The sequence below is a fragment of the Novosphingobium capsulatum NBRC 12533 genome (genome assembly GCF_001598375.1).
GTDB classification, from domain to species: domain Bacteria; phylum Pseudomonadota; class Alphaproteobacteria; order Sphingomonadales; family Sphingomonadaceae; genus Novosphingobium; species Novosphingobium capsulatum.
In genome coordinates this window covers 104,009-120,576 of record NZ_BCYV01000012.1, presented here as the reverse complement: position 1 = coordinate 120,576, position 16,568 = coordinate 104,009, and the positions used below count along the sequence as shown (strand labels likewise).

Below are 16,568 nucleotides of genomic sequence, written 5' to 3'. Positions count from 1 at the left end.
GTAACCATGGAACAACCGACCCCGCTTGCGCTGAACGACCCGTCGCTGCTTAGGCAGGCGATGCTGATCGATGGCGAATGGGTGCAGGCAGACGATGGCGCAACGTTCGATGTGCGCAATCCGGCGACCAACGCGCTCATCGCCCGCGTGCCCAAGGCTGGCGCGCAGGAAACGCGCCGTGCCATCGCGGCCGCTGCGTCGGCCCTGCCGGCCTGGCGGGGTCTGCTGGCCAAGGAACGTGGCGCCATCCTGCGCAACCTGTTCGACCTGATGATCGAGAATATCGATGATCTTGCTCTGCTGATTACGTCCGAGCAAGGCAAACCGCTGAGCGAGGGGCGCGGCGAGGTGCTCTATGCCGCCAGCTTTATCGAGTGGTTTTCGGAAGAGGCGAAGCGCGTCAACGGCGCGATCATCCCGCAGAACATGCAGGGCCGGCGCATTCTGGTGCAAAAGGCGCCAGTGGGCGTGTTTGCCGCCATCACGCCGTGGAATTTCCCTGCGGCGATGTTGACGCGCAAAGCCGGGCCAGGCTGGGCCGCAGGCTGCACCGGGGTGATCAAGCCTGCCAGCCAGACCCCGTTGACCACGCTGGCGCTGGCCGTGCTGGCCGAGCGCGCGGGACTGCCCAAGGGTGTGTGCAACGTGGTGACCGGGTCTGCCGGGGCAATCGGGGGCGAGATCACTGCCAATCCCACCGTGCGCAAGCTGTCGTTCACCGGATCGACCGAGATCGGCGCGTTGCTGCTGGAACAATGCGCGCCGACCATCAAGCGCACCAGCATGGAACTGGGCGGAAATGCGCCGTTCATCGTGTTCGACGATGCCGACCTGGACGTGGCGGTCAAGGCGGCGCTGGTCGCCAAATATCGCAACAGTGGCCAATCGTGCATCGGCGCGAACCGCTTTCTGGTCCAGGCCGGCGTCCACGATGCGTTCGCCCGGCGTCTGGCGGAGGAGACCGCCAAGCTCAAGGTGGCGGAAGGCACCCAGCCCGATGCGGCGATCGGCCCACTGATCGACGCGGCCGCGCTCGCCAAGGTGGAGGAGCATATCGCCGACGCGGTGGCCAAGGGCGCCAGCGTGGCGGCGGGTGGCCGGCGCCACGCGCTGGGCGGCAATTTCTTCGAGCCGACGGTCCTGGTCAATGTGCCGCACGATGCGCAGATCTTTGGCGAGGAAACCTTTGGCCCGGTAGCGCCGGTGTTCCGCTTTGAAACCGAGGAACAGGCGATTGCCCTCGCCAACGATACCCCGTTCGGTCTTGCCGCCTATGTCTGTGCGCGCGATGCCGGGCGGATCTTCCGCGTGGTCGAAGGGCTGGAATTCGGGATGGTCGGGGTCAACGAAGGCCTGATCTCTACCGAGGTGGCCCCGTTCGGCGGGGTCAAGGCATCGGGGCTCGGGCGCGAGGGCTCCCAGGTCGGTATCGAGGAATACCTCGAAACCAAGTACGTGGCCCTGGGCGGGATTTGACAGCTGCCGCCCGCGCCTTTCCCGCGCCCATGCTATTGATCGGCACGGGCGCATACCGCATGGGAGAGGCGTGGCGAAAGCAGCGACAGCGATGGGGAGTGCAGGGTGATCAAGGACGATCTGGTCCGTCTCAGGGCCCTTCTCGACCAGACGGTGGAGCGCGGCGAAGATCGCTTGCCGCCCGAGCCGAAGCTTAGCGACGAACTCGGCATCTCGCGCGGGCGGTTGCGTACCTTGCTCAAGCGGTTGGAAAGTGAAGGCGAGATCTGGCGCCATGTTGGCAAGGGCACCTTTGTTGGCCCGCGCAAGCTGATCGACAGCAATCCCGTTGCCGTCTCGTTCAGCGTCGACGATATCCTTCAGGCACGAACCGCGCTCGAGCCGCAACTCGCCGCGCTGGCCGCCATTCACAGCACCCCGGAGGACGTGGCAGAGATGGACGCCTGCCTTGCGGAGATGAAGCTCGCCCCATCCATGCTCCACTGGAAGCGACTGGACGAGCGGTTGCACCGCGCCATCGCGCAGGCGACCCGCAACAATCTGCTGCTCACGCTGTATGACACGCTGCGCACGCAAATGAAGTTCACGCTCGATAGCCGCATCGACCAGGTGTTTGGCGCCGAGCCAGGACCCAAGGCGGATACCGACAGCGAGCACGCCCAAGTGGTCGACGCGATCCGCCGGCACGACCCCGCTGGCGCCGAGACCTTGATGCGCGAGCACCTGTTCCAGCTGCGTGGCAAGCTGTTCGGTTTGCGCTGAGGGGCGATACGCCCCCAGCGCAACGATCGATGTGTTCAGAGATGGATGCCTGACTTGCCCGGGGCGATGATGCCGTTGGGATCGAGCGCGCGCTTCAGCGTTCGGTTGACGTTCATCCGCACCGGACCCTGCAGGGCCGCTGCCACATCCATGAAGGCAATGTTGGTGCGATAGATGCCATAGCCGCGCTTGCCGAACTCGCTCATCAGGCGGGCAAAGCAATCGTGGGCGCGCTTGCGTTCATCGGGCGAAGACCTGTCGAACAGCAGGTCCATCACTGCGATCATGTTGCGCTGCTGCACCATGAAGCCGCCGAGATAATCGAAGCCGAACTCGGCAAGGATCTGCTTGCCCAGCGTGACGATCGCGGTTGCGTCGGCGCCGGTGGCGCGGGCAACCGGCGCGAACCAGGCCGATCCGCCGCCGCCGCGCCAGTTGTAGAGCCCGAATTCGTCGAGATCGAGTTCGCCGGCCATCAGCCGCTTGGCATGCTGCCAGGTGGGCTCGTCGCCCAATTCGCGGTCTGTCAGCAGCATCGCGCCGCTCTTGGCATAGGCCTGCTCTATCAGCGCCCAGTCTGCAGCGACCTGCGCCGCCGAGCCATAGAGCGCGGCCTGCATCACCCATATGCCGAGATGATGATCCCGCGTGAATTGCGTGATCCATTCGTCGGTGACTGAGCCTTCGCCGGGAAAGACGTCGGCACGCCGGGCTTTCATCGCGATCATGTAGAGCACGTGACCCACGACTGGTGTGTTGCGGATGACCCCGCGCAAGCTCAGGTCACGGGCAATCTCTACCGCGCGGGGCAGATCGCCGTGGTTGGGGAACGAGACCAGGAACGGCTTGTAAACCTCGGGCCGCGGCATCAGGCCCAGGCCCATCTTGGTAACCACGCCAAAGTTCGACTGGCTGAAAATCCCGTCGAGATAGGGACCATAGCCATAGCGGTTGGTCTGCCAGCTTTTGGCGCCCGCGATCGAGCCCATGCCGGTCCGCAGGATATCACCATTGGCAAGGACGACTTCCATGCCACAGGCGTGGGCGAAATGATCGCCATAGGGGGTATAGCCGATGCCGCGTTCCAGGATCTGGCCCACAGGGCCGACGATCGGGCCGGGGGCGGGCACGTCGATCCAATAGGGCAGGTCTTGCGCCTTGAGATGATCGAGCAGCGCGCGATAGGTCACGCCCGGTTCGACCAAGGCGGTGCCCAGTTCGCCATCGACCTCGATGATGCGGTTCAACCGCCTGAGATCGAGCACAACCGTGCCGCGCATGGCCGGCGCGGCTGTGCCATATCCGAAGTTCTTGCCGGTGGAGACCGGCCAGACCGGAATCCGGTGCCGGTTGCAGATCGCCAGAATGGCCTGGATTTCGGGAACCGATGCCGGGGCGATCGCTGCCGAGGGCGCATGGTCTGCATCCTCGCCAGGGATCATGATCTTGGTGTAGGGCGCCAGGCGTTCTTCTTCGACGAACACATTGTCCTCGCCGATCGCCTTTCGGAACTCGGCGATGCCGGCCATGAAGCTGCGGCGATCGTGCCCGGGAGGAAGGACCGGCCTGGGGGAATCGACGGTCATCGCGAAATCTCCATTGCGCCTGCCAACAGCGAGCGGCCGGCGAGCGTTGCAGGTGTGGGCAGTTGCGGCGCGAAACCCAACGCCCTGTGCAGGGGAAGTGCAGCCTGGGGCGCCTGGAGGAGATCGGCCGCCCGTTCCAGTTCCAGGTACTGGTGCGCCCCGGAATCACGCAGGGCCACTTGCACCAGCAGGTGCGAGGAACTGGCGAGAAGGCTGAGAAACGCACCGCGCGGCCGCGCCAGCCGATCGGCGATCAGCGTCATCATGGTCTCGGGCTGCGTTGCCACCACGATTTCGGCCGGGCTGCCGGCCTGCTGGGCAAAGGCGCTGGCAAGCGATTGCAGCCAGGCCTGCGCCGCAGGTGCGTCGGTAAGGAGCAACAAGCCTGGCGTGGGCGGGGCGGCCTTGGCCAGTGCGCTAGTGCTGGCTGCTGCCATGGCCGCGCCGGTGGTAGCGAGAAAGGCGCGGCGGCCAAGCGGAAGGGTCACTTGCTTTGCTCCAGCATGGCCGAGGCGGCGGCAAGCTCTGCATCGCTGATTTCGGTGGGGCGGAATGCCGGCATGGCAAGCCCGCCATGCCGCACCATCAGGCGCACCACGGCGGGATCCAACCCACGGTGCGTGATGGCCGGGCCAACCCCATGGTCGTGGCAATAGGCGCAGGTGCGCGCATAGACCTGCACGCCCACCGGATCGCCTGTGCGGACCAGGGCGGAGACCACCGGAACGCCGCGATCAGCGGGTGCGGGAACCTGGCTGTTGCCGGGCGCACCGAACAAGACCAGGCCAGCGGCAGCCCAGGCCGGTGTCCCGATCAGCGCCAGCGTGCGCGCCATGGGTAGCCGCCGCCGCGCAGGGCGAAGGCGGGTGCGGGTCTCTTTCATGCTTGGCCTCCCCCACCGGATGGTATTTCGGCCAGCGCTCCGGTGATGCAGGCGCGGCGCGATCTCGTTGTTGCGGCGTCATAACGCTGCGCCGCATGCGAGGTCGAATGACTATGCGTGAGGTCGTGCTATCGACCGCGTCGATGGTCGCCGCGCTTCAGCCTGCGCGCTCGGCGTTGACCATCGCCTGCACCAGCCGGCGCCCCTGGATGGCGGCCTGATCGGCCGATACGCTGAACTCCACCGCCTGATCATGATCAATGGCGCAGCGCGCCATCTGCTGGGTCGCCTCGACCATGGCGATGTCTTCGCCAAAGACGATGTCGGCCATGCCCCGGGTCGCTTCCACGTCGAACGGCTCGCCATGATCGCGGGCCATCGCCCAGTAATAGTGCGAGCGGGCGATCGACACCGGGGTGGTAAGGTGAACCATGCGGAGCGAGAAATGTGCCAGCCCGCCGTCGTCGGGTGCGGGATCGTGGATTGCGACCTCGGCATGGTGCGCGCCGGGTGAAAGCTGGGTGCCACGCGTGGTGCGATTGGCCAGCTTGCCGATCGGCTTGCCTGCCGGAACGGCATAGACGGGGGCGAGCGGCTCCATGTCGTGCACCTGAACATAGCCGACGCGGCCTTCGCCCATCTCCACTTCTGGCGCGCGGTCCCACCCGCTGACCTGCAGCGAGTTTTTGTGCAGGAACGCGAAATGGGTGAGATCGAGGACGTTTTCCTTGAGCTGCATATAGTTGCCGTTAACCGACTTGTAGCCCCAGACGGTGTGCCAGGCAGGATCGGAAAGGTAGGCAAGGTCTGCCGGGATAAGGTTGGGATCGGCCTTTTCCACCTCTCCGGTCCAGATCCACACAAAGCCATAGCGCTCCACCGCCGGGAACGCGCGCACGCGAATGGCCGGTGGGGTGGTGGCCTGGCTGGGTACGCGGACGCACTGCCCGGATGGCGCGAACTGAAAGCCATGGTAGGGGCAGACCAGATCCGCGCCTTCGACATGGCCAAGATGCAGCGGTGCCCAGCGATGGGGGCAGCGGTTGTGCAGGGCCGAGACCACGCCCGCCTCGCTGCGATAGAGCGCAACCGGCATTTCGAGGATCCAGCGCAGGATCGGCTTGTCCGTCACCTCGCTGCCATGCGCGGCGACCCACCAGCTGTTGTTCGGCCAATTGCGCTCTGGTCCGGTGGTGCTGATGCCGTCACGCACGGGTTCGGGTGCGGTGGCGCTCGCATCGTCCATGATCTTCTCCCGTTTTGCTGTTGCGGACATCTTGGGTGTGCGTCATGTCTCAAGCAAATCGAAAGGTTTGAGGATAAATCCTCACCAAATCAGAGGATGGCATGCGCTTCAAAGGCCTGGATCTCAACCTGCTGGTGGCCCTCGAAGTGCTGCTGACCACACGTAGCATCACCGAGACGGCAAAGCGGATGAACTTGTCGCAACCCGCTGTCAGTGCAGCGCTTGGCCGTCTGCGGGATCATTTCGGCGATCCGTTGCTGGTGTTGAATGGCAAGCGCTTTCTGCCCACCACAACCGCCGAGACACTGCTGCCCCTGGTGCGGCAATTGCTGCGCGATGCCGAGACCATGCTGCAGGCTGGCCAGCGGTTCGAACCTGCCGGCAGCCAGCGCACCTTTCGCATCATCGCGTCCGACTACATGGCCGTGGTACTGCTCACCCGCGTGGCGGCGCGATTGGGCGAGGTGGCGCCGCATGTCTGCCTTGATATCATTCCTCCCTCGCAACAATCCGGGCTGGCGCTCGACAACGGACAGGTGGACTTGCTGATCGGGCCCGATGCCTTTGTGCTGGCGCGGTTTCCGTCAGAACTGCTGTTCGAAGAGCGGCACGTGATCGTCGGCTGCGCGAACAACCCGCTGTTCTCTGGACCGATTGCCATGGCTGACTATGCCGCTGCCGGGCATGTCGTCGCCACGTTCGGACCGAACCGCGAGGCTTCGTTTGCCGATCAGGTGATCGAGAAAATGGGAATCGAGCGTCGCATCGCGGTGACGACAAGTTCGTTCGCGTCGCTGCCGTGGTTCCTGGTCGGCACGCCGCGGCTTGCGCTCATGCATGGGCGCCTTGCCGCTTTCTTTGCGCGGATCGCCCCGCTTGCCGTGGCGGAGCCACCCTTTGCCATGCCCTTGCAGCAAGTTGTGATGCAGCACCACCCGGCGCGGAGGGGCGACATGGGCCTGCAATGGTTGACGGGCTTGATCCGCGACGAGGCGGCGGTGTGGACGGAGGATGGCAAGCCGGCAGGATAGCCCACCCGGCCGGGCTCGCCCCACATCACGCCCTGGCGATCGCATCATCCTTCGCCCGCTGTGCCTTGCGAAAGGCGAGCGGGCGCATGTTGTGAGCCTGGACGAACGCGTCCCGAAATGCCCGTTCCGAACGATAGCCACAGCGATCGGCCACATCGGTTATGGGCAGATCGGTGTTGCGCAACAAATCAGCCGCAGCATTGATGCGACACCCGGTGAGATAGCGAAAAGGTGTCGTGCCCGTCGCGCGTGCAAACACTTCGGCAAAGGCGGTACGAGACATGCCGGCCGCCTTGGCCATGTCGGCCAGGGTCCAGGCGTTTTCGGGGTGGCGTTGCAGCCGGCGCATCAGGCTGGCGAGCGCGCGGGAGCGGCCCTTGTCGAGGATGTCGCTCAACGCCGGGGCATTGGCAGCAAGGTGGGTGCGCAGGATCTGCGCCATGAGGAACTGCGAGGTCATCGTGCTGATCGCGGCAAATCCGTCTGACGGCTTAGCGCTTTCCGCGTCGAGCATCTGCACAAGCGCCGCGGTCCAAAAACGCAGCCGCGTCTCGCTGTCGCGTGCGAGCAGCACCGCGGGGAGCGTTTTCTGCACGGGCGGTGTTCCCGCGCGGTGCGACAGGGTCATCGCGCTGCCGATGAGGACGCAGCCGACGGGGCCATCGCCCCAGGCAATATCGACCGGGCGTTCATAGCCCTCAAGCGAGGTCGGCGGTCCGGCATTGGCGTCCCAGACTTCGCCCATGTCCGCGTAGCTAGACACTCTGCCGCCAACAGCCAGCTGGGTGGGGGCGCCACCCAGTGCCATCACGGCATCGCCTGGCTCCAGCTTGATGGTTCGCCCATCGGGAAGACCGACGCGGCAATGCCCTTCTGCCACGATGAACATGTAGGGCATGCCGCTCATGACAAACCCCTTTCGCGCACGCAGCGTGAACCGGGTAAGCGAGGCGCCCACCAGCCGGAAATCCGCTAGCAGGCTGCTGGTGATCGAGGGTGCTGCAAAATCCGGACGGAGCAGCCGTTTTTCCGTACGCGTAACCATCACGGCCAGCATCCGAAGGATTTAGGCTCCACGCAACGAAAATCGTCTGGCGCGCGATCACGCCGTGCCCGTACAACAAGGGAGTGGGATAATGCCGTTCATCCGCGAGAGTTGGTATCCGGCAAGCTGGTCGTCGTCGCTTGGGGCAGAGCCGGTTGCCCGCACGTTTCTGGGCGAGGAGGTGGTGCTCTATCGCGATAGCCAGGGCACGGCGGTCGCCTTGTCCAATATCTGCCCCCACCGGTTTGCCGCCCTGGCCAAGGGCAAGCTGCATGGTGATGCCATTGCCTGCCCTTACCATGGCTTGCGGTTTGGCCCCGACGGGCGCTGCGTGCACAATCCACATGGACCGGCGACGGGCGCAATCCGCGTACGGTCATACAGCCTGGTCGAACGCCATGGCATGGTGTGGATCTGGATGGGGCAGGCGGACAATGCCGACGCTGCGAAAATTCCCGTGCTGTCGGCGCGCGAGGACGCGCAGTTTGACTGGGTGGAGGGCTACCTTCATGTCGAAGGCAATTACCAACTCGTCATCGACAACCTGCTGGACCTGACCCATGTCGAGTTCCTGCATCCATTCCTTGCAGACCCTTCGGACACGTTCCCCACGGAAGTGACCTGTCATGAAGAGGGGGAGCAGGTGGTTTCGCAGTACAACCGCCCCCAGTGCAAGCGCACGCCGCTGGTTGCAGGCCTGTGGAACGACGCCCCCGAGGTGATCAGCCTGCTGTCCGTCATGCGCTGGCAGGCACCTGCCAATCTCGTGCAACGCAATTGCTTTGACGTTGCCCGGCACGCCGACATGGCCAATGCCCATGTGCAGGTTCCGTTCTGCCACCTGCTGACGCCAGAGACGGAATCCACGACGCACTATTTCTGGGCGGGTGGCCGCAACCAGCTGCAGGGCGTGCCGGCCGTTTCCGAAGGATTCCGGCTGGGCGTCGAGGGCGCGTTCAAGAACGAGGACGAACCGATGATCGCGGATATCCAGGGGCGCATGAAGGGACGCGAACTGTTCGACATGAAGCCCCTGCTGCTGCCGATCGACAAGTCAGCCGTGCTGGCGCGCCGGCGGGTGAGCGCCCTGTTGAAGGCAGAACTGGCATAGCCCTGCGCCTGCGCGCAGCAGCGGTCTTACCGCTTGTTGCGCGCAGGTGTTGCCGGCGAAGGGTCGCGATTGAGGAACAGTTCGCAGATCAGCCCTCTCAGCCACCGGTTCGACGGCTCGTCGTGGACGCGGCGGTGCCAGAATTGCTGAATGTTGATACGCGGCAGCGCGAGCGGCGGCGCGACCACCCGCAGCCGGGCCATGGTGGCGAATATCCCTGCCACTGCCGCTGGAACGGTGCTGATCAGTTCGGATTCGGCAACCAGCAGGGGCACGCTCATGAAGTGTGGCGACTGGAGTTGCACGCGCCGCTCCAGCCCCTTGCGGCGCATCTCCTGCTCCACCAGTTCCTGGCTTCGCCCGGACTGCGCCACCACGATATGGCCCAGGCTCAGGAACGTATCGAGCGCCCAGCCCGGTCTGGCATGCGGGTGGTCAGCCGCCGCGATGCAGGCAAAGTCGTGATCGAACAGCTTCTGCGTCATGAAGTTGCTGCCGTTCAGATCGGGAAAATAGCCGAGCGCGAGATCGACCTTGCCCTCGGCCATCGCGGTCTCGAGTTCGATCGGCGTCATGGAACGGGACTGTAGCGTTGCCTGCGGCGCAAGCCGCGACAGCGCCGCCATCAGCCGCGGCAGAAAGATCAGTTCACCGATATCCGAAGTGCTGATGACGAAGCGGCGCTGGCAACTGGCGGGCTCGAATTTCCGTTCCGCCAGAACGTCGGTTTGCACACCGTCAAGCACGCGCCGGAGCGGCTCTTGCAGCCGTTCGGCCAGCGGCGTCAACTGCATCGTATTGCCGCAGCGGAGTAGCAGTTGATCCTTGAACTGCACCCGCAACTTGTTGAGCGAAAAGCTCACGTTGGGCTGGCTGACGCCCAGCCGCCTTGCCGCGGCGCTGACGCTGCGCTCTTCGATCAGCGCATCGAGAACCACGAGCAGATTGAGGTCAAAATCGCGTACGCTCATGGGTTATAAGATATCTGGATATCGGAAATAACGCTATACAGTGATGTGGATTTCCTCTGCCCTTGCTAGAACCGCGCGCATGATCCGGGAGAGCGTGCTGTGAGCCAATCCACATTCCTGAAAAACGTTTGGTATGCTGCGGGATGGAGTGCCGATCTGGCGCCCGGCGCCCGGATCGCGCGCACCATTTTGAACCGGCCGGTCGTGCTGTGGCGATCGGAGGAAGGCACGGCCAGCGCGCTTGAAGATCGCTGTGTCCACCGCGCCATGGCCCTGTCGGCCGGTGTCGTCACCGGCTCGCGTCTGCGCTGTGCCTACCATGGCCTGGAATTTGCGGCGGACGGGCGCTGCGTGCGGATTCCGGCGCAGGATCGCATTCCCGAGACGGCGCGCGTGCGGCACTATCCGCTGGTCGAACGACAGGCTTTGATGTGGATCTGGATGGGCGATGCCGAACAGGCGGATCCTAGCCTGATTCCCGATTACCCTATTCACGAAGACGCCGGCTACGCCTGGCGTGGCGCGCACTTGCAGGTCAATGGCAACTGGCAGTTGCTGGTCGACAACCTGATGGACCTGTCACACTTGCCATACATTCACGCCCGCACGATCGGCGGCGATCCGGATCTCCACTTCCGCACGAAGACCAAGTCCGAGAAGCGTGGCCAGACAGTGCGGGTCACCCGGCTCATGCCCGATTCAGAGCCGCCGCCGACCTATGTCGACGCTGCCAATTTCCAGGGCAAGGTCGACCGTTGGCAGGAAGTCATCTTTGAACCCGTGTTCATTCGCATCCACACCGGCGCGTGCGACGCAGGCACGGGGGCATATGACGGGCCGGATTACGGCGCCTTGGGCACGACGCGGTTTTCCATGCGCGGCTGCCACGCGATCACGCCTGAAACGGAAACGACCACGCATTACTTCTGGTCGATGGCGACCAACATTCTCGACAATGGCGTGCCGGACGAAGTGTTTGAACAGACCGCGCGCACGTTTCGCGAAGACCAGGAGGTCCTGGAACTGCAGCAGCGCCGGATGCTCGAGTGTCCCGACGAACCGCTGATTGACATCGCCAGCGACGTGGGTGGGCGCCATACGCGCCAGCTTATCGCGAACTTGCGGCGGGAAAACATCGGCATGGGGTGATAGCGCCGAAGCAGAACAGCCTGCACCAGGCGGGAGCGTCCCCCCGGTGCAGGCATCCTGTGGAAAGCCTGTCAGAGCCTGGCCTGTCAGAGCCTGGAATTGCCGGGCCATGACCCGGCGAGCAGCAGCGCCCCGGTAATCGCCAGATCCTTGTAGAAAAAGAACATGTCCGGTCCGTGCCCATAGATCGGGTTGTGCATCAACCACGATACGGCAATGCTGTAGACCGCCAGGACCAGGGCGGGCCAGCGGCCGCCCATTCGGAACACCAGGGCAAGAGAGGCGATGACGGACACGGCCATGCCGATGGCCAGGCCAAGGGCAGGGGCGGGCACGCCCCTGGCAGTCATGTCGCTCAAGGTATCGGCATAGTGGGCGCTGGAAAGGTGATAGCGCGCCGCACCGATGAAAAACCATGCGATGATCGCCCGGCCGGCCAGGGAAATGCCATTTTCAAACCATGTTCCCTGCGGGTCGAACACCCGCGGCATCAGGGGGTGTCCGGTCGCCGGACGTGCGGTGTCAGCGTGTTGCATCAGATGTGTACTCCGAAGCGCAGACCAAAGGTGCGAGGCGGCTCGATAATGCCGGTGGTCGGCGTGGCATCGCTGGAAGGCTGCGAAATCGCGTTGTAGCGGGCAGTATTCTCGATGTTTTTGACCCATGCAGCGACGGTCCAGCGCTTGTCGGCTGTGGTATAGGTCAGCGTGGCGTTCGACCGCGTATAGGCAGGCGAAAGCGTCTGCGGGTTGTGCGTATAGACTTCCCAATAGCTGCTTGAGAAATACAGATCACCCGCCAGCGCCAGGGTTGCGCCATTGCTGAAGTCCCAGATGTGGGTGTAATCGGCGTTGAGCGTGGTGGTGGGCGCCTGGGGCAGAGCCAGGCCACTACAGGCGCAGGCATTGCCGGCGCCAACCGCCGAGGCCGGAACATCGAAGTCCAGTCCGCGCGCGGATTCGAGGCCGAGGCCCAGGCCGAGCGTGTCGTGCACGGTCGCCTTGAAGCGCACGGTCAGGTCGTTGCCCACCATCTGTGCCGACTTGGCATTGACGATGATCAGGCCGCCGATTGCCTGGTTGAACGCGCTGACCTGGTAATCGGAAAAGGCGTAGTAATAGAGTTCGTCATTGATCTCGAGGCGGCCGCCCCAGAAGCGGTTTTTCGTGCCGACCGTGACCGCCTTGAGCGTTTGCGGCCGGAACGTCAGCGCCTTGCCGTTCGCGTCAACCGTGGGGACGAACCCGCCCTCGTTATAGCCGGTGGCAAAGTTGGCATAGACCATGTTGTCGCGCGAAATGTCATACTGCACGCCGACCCGGTAATCGACGTTGCTGGAGCTCAACGCGGTGGTAAACGTGGTGGGGAAACTCACGCCTGGCGCAGGCCCGAACCCGTTGACCCCGCCGCCGCTGCGCTTGTCGTATGAATAGCGAATGCCGCCGGTCAGCTTCAGGCCGTCGTGCAGCGTGTACGTCGCCTGTCCAAACCCGGCATAGCTGACCGAATGCACGTTGAAATTCTGGGTGACCTGCGGATACCGGGCGGGAATGGGCGCCAGCGTGAGGGTGCTGGTGGTCAGGCCATCGTTGAGATAGGCATAGCCACCGGCAACCCAGTTCAGGTGCTCACCCTGGTGCGACAGCCGCAATTCATGGGTGTATTGGGTGGCCGAGGGATCGAGTTCCAGCGTGCCCGGCCCGTTGTAGAAGTTCGAGCGGCTGCTGTAATGCAGGTAGGCCGGGATGTAGATCAGGCTGGTTCCACCGCCCAGGTCATATTCGAACTTGGCATGGACAAGATCATACCATGACTTGTTGAAGAAATTGGCCGCCGTGGGGTCAACATTGAATTGCCAGGGGCTGGCATCAGACGGAAACTGCGCGCTGGGCGTGACCGGCTTGGGCGTCAAGCCCAGCCCGCCGCTGTGATAGTATTCGCCCGAAAGGGTGACGGTCAAACGCTCCGTCGGCGTCATTTTGACCTTGAGCCGGCCGGCAATGCTCTTCTGATCGTTCAAGCCATTGCTCAGGTAGCCGTCGTGATCCTGGTAATCAAAGGCAGCGCGCACCGCGACATCGTCGCCGACTGGGACATTGACGGCCCCCGTGGTGTGGATGAAATTGTAATTGCCGCCTTCGGCCATCATGTTGATACCGAAGTTATGGGTGGGGTCTTTTGTCGAGATGTTGACCGCGCCGCCCGCGGCGTTGCGACCATAGAGCGTGCCCTGCGGGCCAGAGATCACTTCAACGTCGTTGAGGTCGAACAGTGCGCCACCGGTGATTTCGCGCGGCGCGTAGACTTCATCGATGTTCATCGCCACGGCCGGATCGGTGCTGTCCACGTCAAGGAAGGTGCCAACGCCGCGCAGGTACACCTTGGTTGCGCCGCGTTCGGCCTGGAACTGTGCCGAAGGAACCAGGCTGGCGACGCCGCGGATATCGGTGATCCCGGCGGTGGTGAGGGCATCTTGGGAAAGCGCGGTCACTGCCGCGGGCGTGCCATGAAGCGGTTGGCTCTGCTTTTGCGCCGTCACGATGATTTCCGGCGTTGCCTGGGCAATCGGGGCGGCGCTCGTGGTGGCCTGTGGCGCGGCTTGCGCGTCATCCGCCAGGGCGGGGGTCGCCAACATGCACGCCGCATGCAAGGCCGTGGTGGTCAAAAGCAGTCGCTTCATAATGCCTCCTCTCAGATCCCCTTCTTTCGGTCGGCGCACGTCACACGGGGCACCTAGGGGGGTACGGGGCGGTTGATGACGGAGGCGGTGCATTCTCGTCAAATCAATAGATGCCGCATTAGCTATCGTTAAAAATTATACTTAGGGCCGTGCAACGATGTGTGTCGGTGGTGCCGGTTCGCAGCATCCGCGCGCATTCTTGACGGTTGCTGGCGCTGCGCTGCCACCGACGAGCCGCGCCAGCCCAAGGCGAACACGCCGGCGGCATATCCATCATTTTGGCTGATAGAATGCCAATATATTATCGATTATATTTCCCAAACGCCTGCCTGTAGCGTCCCGCGCAAAGAATGCTGATGGGAGCGATCGAGGATGTATCCGTTTGGAAGTGATCGGCCTTTTGTGAAGAATCGCTGGTATATCGCCGCGTTCTCGGACGAGGTGAGCCGCCAGCCGCTCGCGCGCACGATCCTGGATATACCGCTCGCTCTTTATCGCACCACGCAGGGCAAGGTAGTGGCTATGTATGGCCTATGCCCGCATCGCTATTTCCCGCTGGCGAAAGGCAAGGTCGAAGGCGATGCACTGGTGTGCGGTTATCATGGCTTCGTGTTCGAGGCGGACGGCAAGTGCAGCGCCATCCCCTCTCAGGGCACCGGCGCCGGCTTTTGCCAACCGACCTACCGCATCGAGGAGCGCGGCCCGCTGTGCTGGATCTGGATGGGCGACGCCGCCGCGTGCGATCCGTCGCTGATCCCGCCTTACGCAGATTTCGGCCTTGGTGAGCCGGGGTGGCGCTACAGCTCGCAGAACCATTTCATCGTGAAGGCGCGCGCGCAGCTGATCATCGATAACCTGATGGATCTGACACATCTTCCCTACCTGCATTACCACGTCGCCGGTGGCGAGGCGATGAAGTCCATGCCCATGCGCGAGGAGCAGCGGGAGGAAAGCTATCGCCTGATCCGAACCGGCAAGCTGCCGTGGGGTGGCTTCCACGATCTGCTCTGGGGCGCGGAAAATCGCTATGAGGGCCTGGCCGACTGGGAATCGATCACCGATTTCTATGGGCCCGAGTTCATCCGCACCAACATGCCGCTGTTCACCCGAATTCCGGGGCACGAAGAGGTGCCGGCGGCGCTTGGGCATTTGCACATCTTGCACGGGATCACCCCGGAAACGGCGAACAGCACGCACTATTTCGGCTTCGCCAACCGCAATTTCCGGCTCGACGATCCGGCGCTGGACGCGTTCCAGTTGGAGTCTGACAAAAAGATCCGGCAACAGGATATCGATGCGGTGGAAGCGATCGAACCGCATGTCGATGCCGCCGCGCGGGTACAGCAGGAATTGCTGGCCAAGTCCGACGCCCCGGCGGTGAAAGTGCGCCGCCAGATCGCCCTCATGATGGAGGCCGAAGCATGAGCAACGGCACAACCCTGACGGCGTGTGGGCCCGAACGTGCCCCTATTCCTGTAGCGCAGCGCGGCCAGCATCTCGTGGTCGATCTGCATTGCCATTTGAACGTGGCGTCGGCCGAAGCGCTTGTGCGCCGCGAGGTTCCCGATCTGCCCAACCCGTTCGCCTTCATGTCGGACGCGTCGAAGGCAACCAATGCAAAGCTGTTTGGCGCGATCGGGCGCAAGCTCAACGGGATCGACGAGCGCCTTGAGGACATGGATCGTCTGGGCGTCGACGTGCAGGCAATCAGTCCATCGCCAGGGCAATATTACTATGCCGTACCGCCGGAAGTCGGCCGCGAGGCCGCGCGGCTGATCAACGACGGCATGGCGGACGCGGCGGCCAAGCATCCCGACCGGCTGGTCGGCATGGGCACGGTACCGCTGCAGAACGTTGGCATGGCGGTGGAGGAATTGCGGCGCTGCGTGGGCGAACTGGGCCTGCGCGGCGTGGAAATCGGCTCCAACGTGGCGGGCAAGGAACTGGCTGACGCAGAATTCCGGCCGTTCTTTGCCGCGGCCGAGGAACTGGACGTGCTGGTGTTCCTGCATCCGCTGGGCTTTACCCACGGTTCCCGGCTGGCCGAGCATTACCTCGACAACATCATCGGCAATCCCCTGGAATCGACGATAGCGTTAAGCCACTTGATCTTTGGCGGCGTACTGGAAGCGCATGCCGGCCTGAAGCTGTGCGTCGCGCATGGTGGTGGGTATCTTCCTGCCTATTGGGGGCGCATGGATCACGCCTTCCGCGCCAGGGAAGACTGCCGCCAGTTCATTTCGCGAGAGCCATCGTCCTATCTGCGCAACGTCTGGCTCGACACCCTGGTGTTCGATCGCGACCAGCTCGACAGCCTGGTGCGCACCCATGGCGCCAGTCGCCTGTGCCTGGGCACCGATTATCCGTTCGATATGGGCGAGCCGGACCCGCTGGGTTTTCACGACCATTTGCCGGACGACATCAAGGCGCGCTTGCTCGGGCTGAATGCAGCAGACCTGCTCGGCTTGTCGGCGTGCCCCCACGGCTGCGCCCATCACACCTAGCACAGTTCAATAAATTTCAGTGATATTAAACCGGCTAATTATTGATTGGACGGCGTTCTGCTGACGTGAAATTCCAGATGAAATAATCCGCCCTTGCACAAAAGGGCAGTAACATCGGAGGGGA

Annotated in this window: 15 protein-coding genes; 7 read left to right on the top strand and 8 right to left on the bottom strand. The window is 63.5% G+C overall.

What is annotated here, in order from left to right; all coding sequences use genetic code 11:
• Positions 1-6: 6 nt before the first annotated feature.
• Positions 7-1,476, top strand: coding sequence for an NAD-dependent succinate-semialdehyde dehydrogenase (locus tag SCA01S_RS11960; RefSeq protein ID WP_022677559.1), 1,470 nt, complete (start codon positions 7-9; stop codon positions 1,474-1,476).
• Between the two features lie 105 nt (positions 1,477-1,581).
• The gene (locus SCA01S_RS11955) at positions 1,582-2,238 is read left to right on the top strand and encodes a FadR/GntR family transcriptional regulator (protein ID WP_022677560.1); all 657 of its coding nucleotides are present in this window, start codon (positions 1,582-1,584) and stop codon (positions 2,236-2,238) included.
• A gap of 35 nt (positions 2,239-2,273) precedes the next feature.
• On the opposite strand, the gene SCA01S_RS11950 is transcribed toward SCA01S_RS11955, so the two are convergent.
• The 4 genes from SCA01S_RS11950 to SCA01S_RS11935 all read right to left on the bottom strand — a co-directional run bounded on the left by SCA01S_RS11950 (position 2,274) and on the right by SCA01S_RS11935 (position 5,953).
• Positions 2,274-3,824: an FAD-binding oxidoreductase gene (locus SCA01S_RS11950; RefSeq protein ID WP_062785798.1), complete on the bottom strand. Its 1,551-nt coding sequence runs from the start codon at positions 3,822-3,824 to the stop codon at positions 2,274-2,276.
• A complete protein-coding gene (locus tag SCA01S_RS11945) occupies positions 3,821-4,312 on the bottom strand; it encodes a hypothetical protein (protein ID WP_062785796.1) in 492 nt (163 codons plus the stop codon). Before SCA01S_RS11945 ends, SCA01S_RS11950 begins: the two co-directional genes overlap by 4 nt.
• Complete coding sequence (locus SCA01S_RS11940; protein ID WP_218016401.1) at positions 4,309-4,707, bottom strand: c-type cytochrome; 399 nt, start codon at positions 4,705-4,707, stop codon at positions 4,309-4,311. The genes SCA01S_RS11945 and SCA01S_RS11940 overlap by 4 nt, the downstream gene beginning before the upstream one ends.
• 157 nt (positions 4,708-4,864) lie before the next feature.
• The gene (locus tag SCA01S_RS11935; protein ID WP_062785792.1) at positions 4,865-5,953 is read right to left on the bottom strand and encodes a Rieske 2Fe-2S domain-containing protein; all 1,089 of its coding nucleotides are present in this window, start codon (positions 5,951-5,953) and stop codon (positions 4,865-4,867) included.
• A 101-nt stretch (positions 5,954-6,054) separates the two neighbouring features.
• On the opposite strand from SCA01S_RS11935, the gene SCA01S_RS11930 reads away from it, so the two are divergent.
• Positions 6,055-6,984, top strand: a complete 930-nt coding sequence (locus tag SCA01S_RS11930; RefSeq protein ID WP_062785790.1) for a LysR family transcriptional regulator — start codon at positions 6,055-6,057, stop codon at positions 6,982-6,984.
• A 25-nt stretch (positions 6,985-7,009) separates the two neighbouring features.
• Here the strand turns inward: SCA01S_RS11930 and SCA01S_RS11925 are convergent, their stop codons facing one another.
• Entirely contained in the window at positions 7,010-8,029 is a 1,020-nt protein-coding gene (locus tag SCA01S_RS11925; RefSeq protein ID WP_167542892.1) for an AraC family transcriptional regulator, read from the bottom strand.
• A 91-nt stretch (positions 8,030-8,120) separates the two neighbouring features.
• On the opposite strand from SCA01S_RS11925, the gene SCA01S_RS11920 reads away from it, so the two are divergent.
• Complete coding sequence (locus tag SCA01S_RS11920; protein ID WP_082349682.1) at positions 8,121-9,140, top strand: Rieske 2Fe-2S domain-containing protein; 1,020 nt, start codon at positions 8,121-8,123, stop codon at positions 9,138-9,140.
• A 26-nt stretch (positions 9,141-9,166) separates the two neighbouring features.
• Here SCA01S_RS11920 and SCA01S_RS11915 read toward each other — a convergent pair whose 3' ends face one another.
• A complete protein-coding gene (locus SCA01S_RS11915; protein WP_062785786.1) occupies positions 9,167-10,111 on the bottom strand; it encodes a LysR family transcriptional regulator in 945 nt (314 codons plus the stop codon).
• Positions 10,112-10,210: 99 nt separating this feature from the next.
• Here SCA01S_RS11915 and SCA01S_RS11910 point away from each other — a divergent pair, with 99 nt between their 5' ends.
• Positions 10,211-11,260 carry a Rieske 2Fe-2S domain-containing protein gene (locus SCA01S_RS11910; RefSeq protein WP_062785784.1) on the top strand — a complete coding sequence of 350 codons (1,050 nt, stop codon included), beginning with the start codon at positions 10,211-10,213 and terminating at the stop codon, positions 11,258-11,260.
• 86 nt (positions 11,261-11,346) lie between these two features.
• Here the strand turns inward: SCA01S_RS11910 and SCA01S_RS11905 are convergent, their stop codons facing one another.
• Both SCA01S_RS11905 and SCA01S_RS11900 read right to left on the bottom strand, forming a co-directional pair.
• The gene (locus SCA01S_RS11905; RefSeq protein WP_167542891.1) at positions 11,347-11,796 is read right to left on the bottom strand and encodes a DoxX family membrane protein; all 450 of its coding nucleotides are present in this window, start codon (positions 11,794-11,796) and stop codon (positions 11,347-11,349) included.
• Complete coding sequence (locus SCA01S_RS11900; protein WP_062785780.1) at positions 11,796-13,895, bottom strand: TonB-dependent receptor; 2,100 nt, start codon at positions 13,893-13,895, stop codon at positions 11,796-11,798. Before SCA01S_RS11900 ends, SCA01S_RS11905 begins: the two co-directional genes overlap by 1 nt.
• Positions 13,896-14,312: 417 nt before the next feature.
• Between SCA01S_RS11900 and SCA01S_RS11895 the strand changes: the two genes are divergently transcribed.
• Positions 14,313-15,365 carry a Rieske 2Fe-2S domain-containing protein gene (locus tag SCA01S_RS11895; RefSeq protein WP_062785777.1) on the top strand — a complete coding sequence of 351 codons (1,053 nt, stop codon included), beginning with the start codon at positions 14,313-14,315 and terminating at the stop codon, positions 15,363-15,365.
• Complete coding sequence (locus tag SCA01S_RS11890) at positions 15,362-16,444, top strand: amidohydrolase family protein (protein ID WP_062785775.1); 1,083 nt, start codon at positions 15,362-15,364, stop codon at positions 16,442-16,444. Before SCA01S_RS11895 ends, SCA01S_RS11890 begins: the two co-directional genes overlap by 4 nt.
• Positions 16,445-16,568 lie beyond the last annotated feature (124 nt).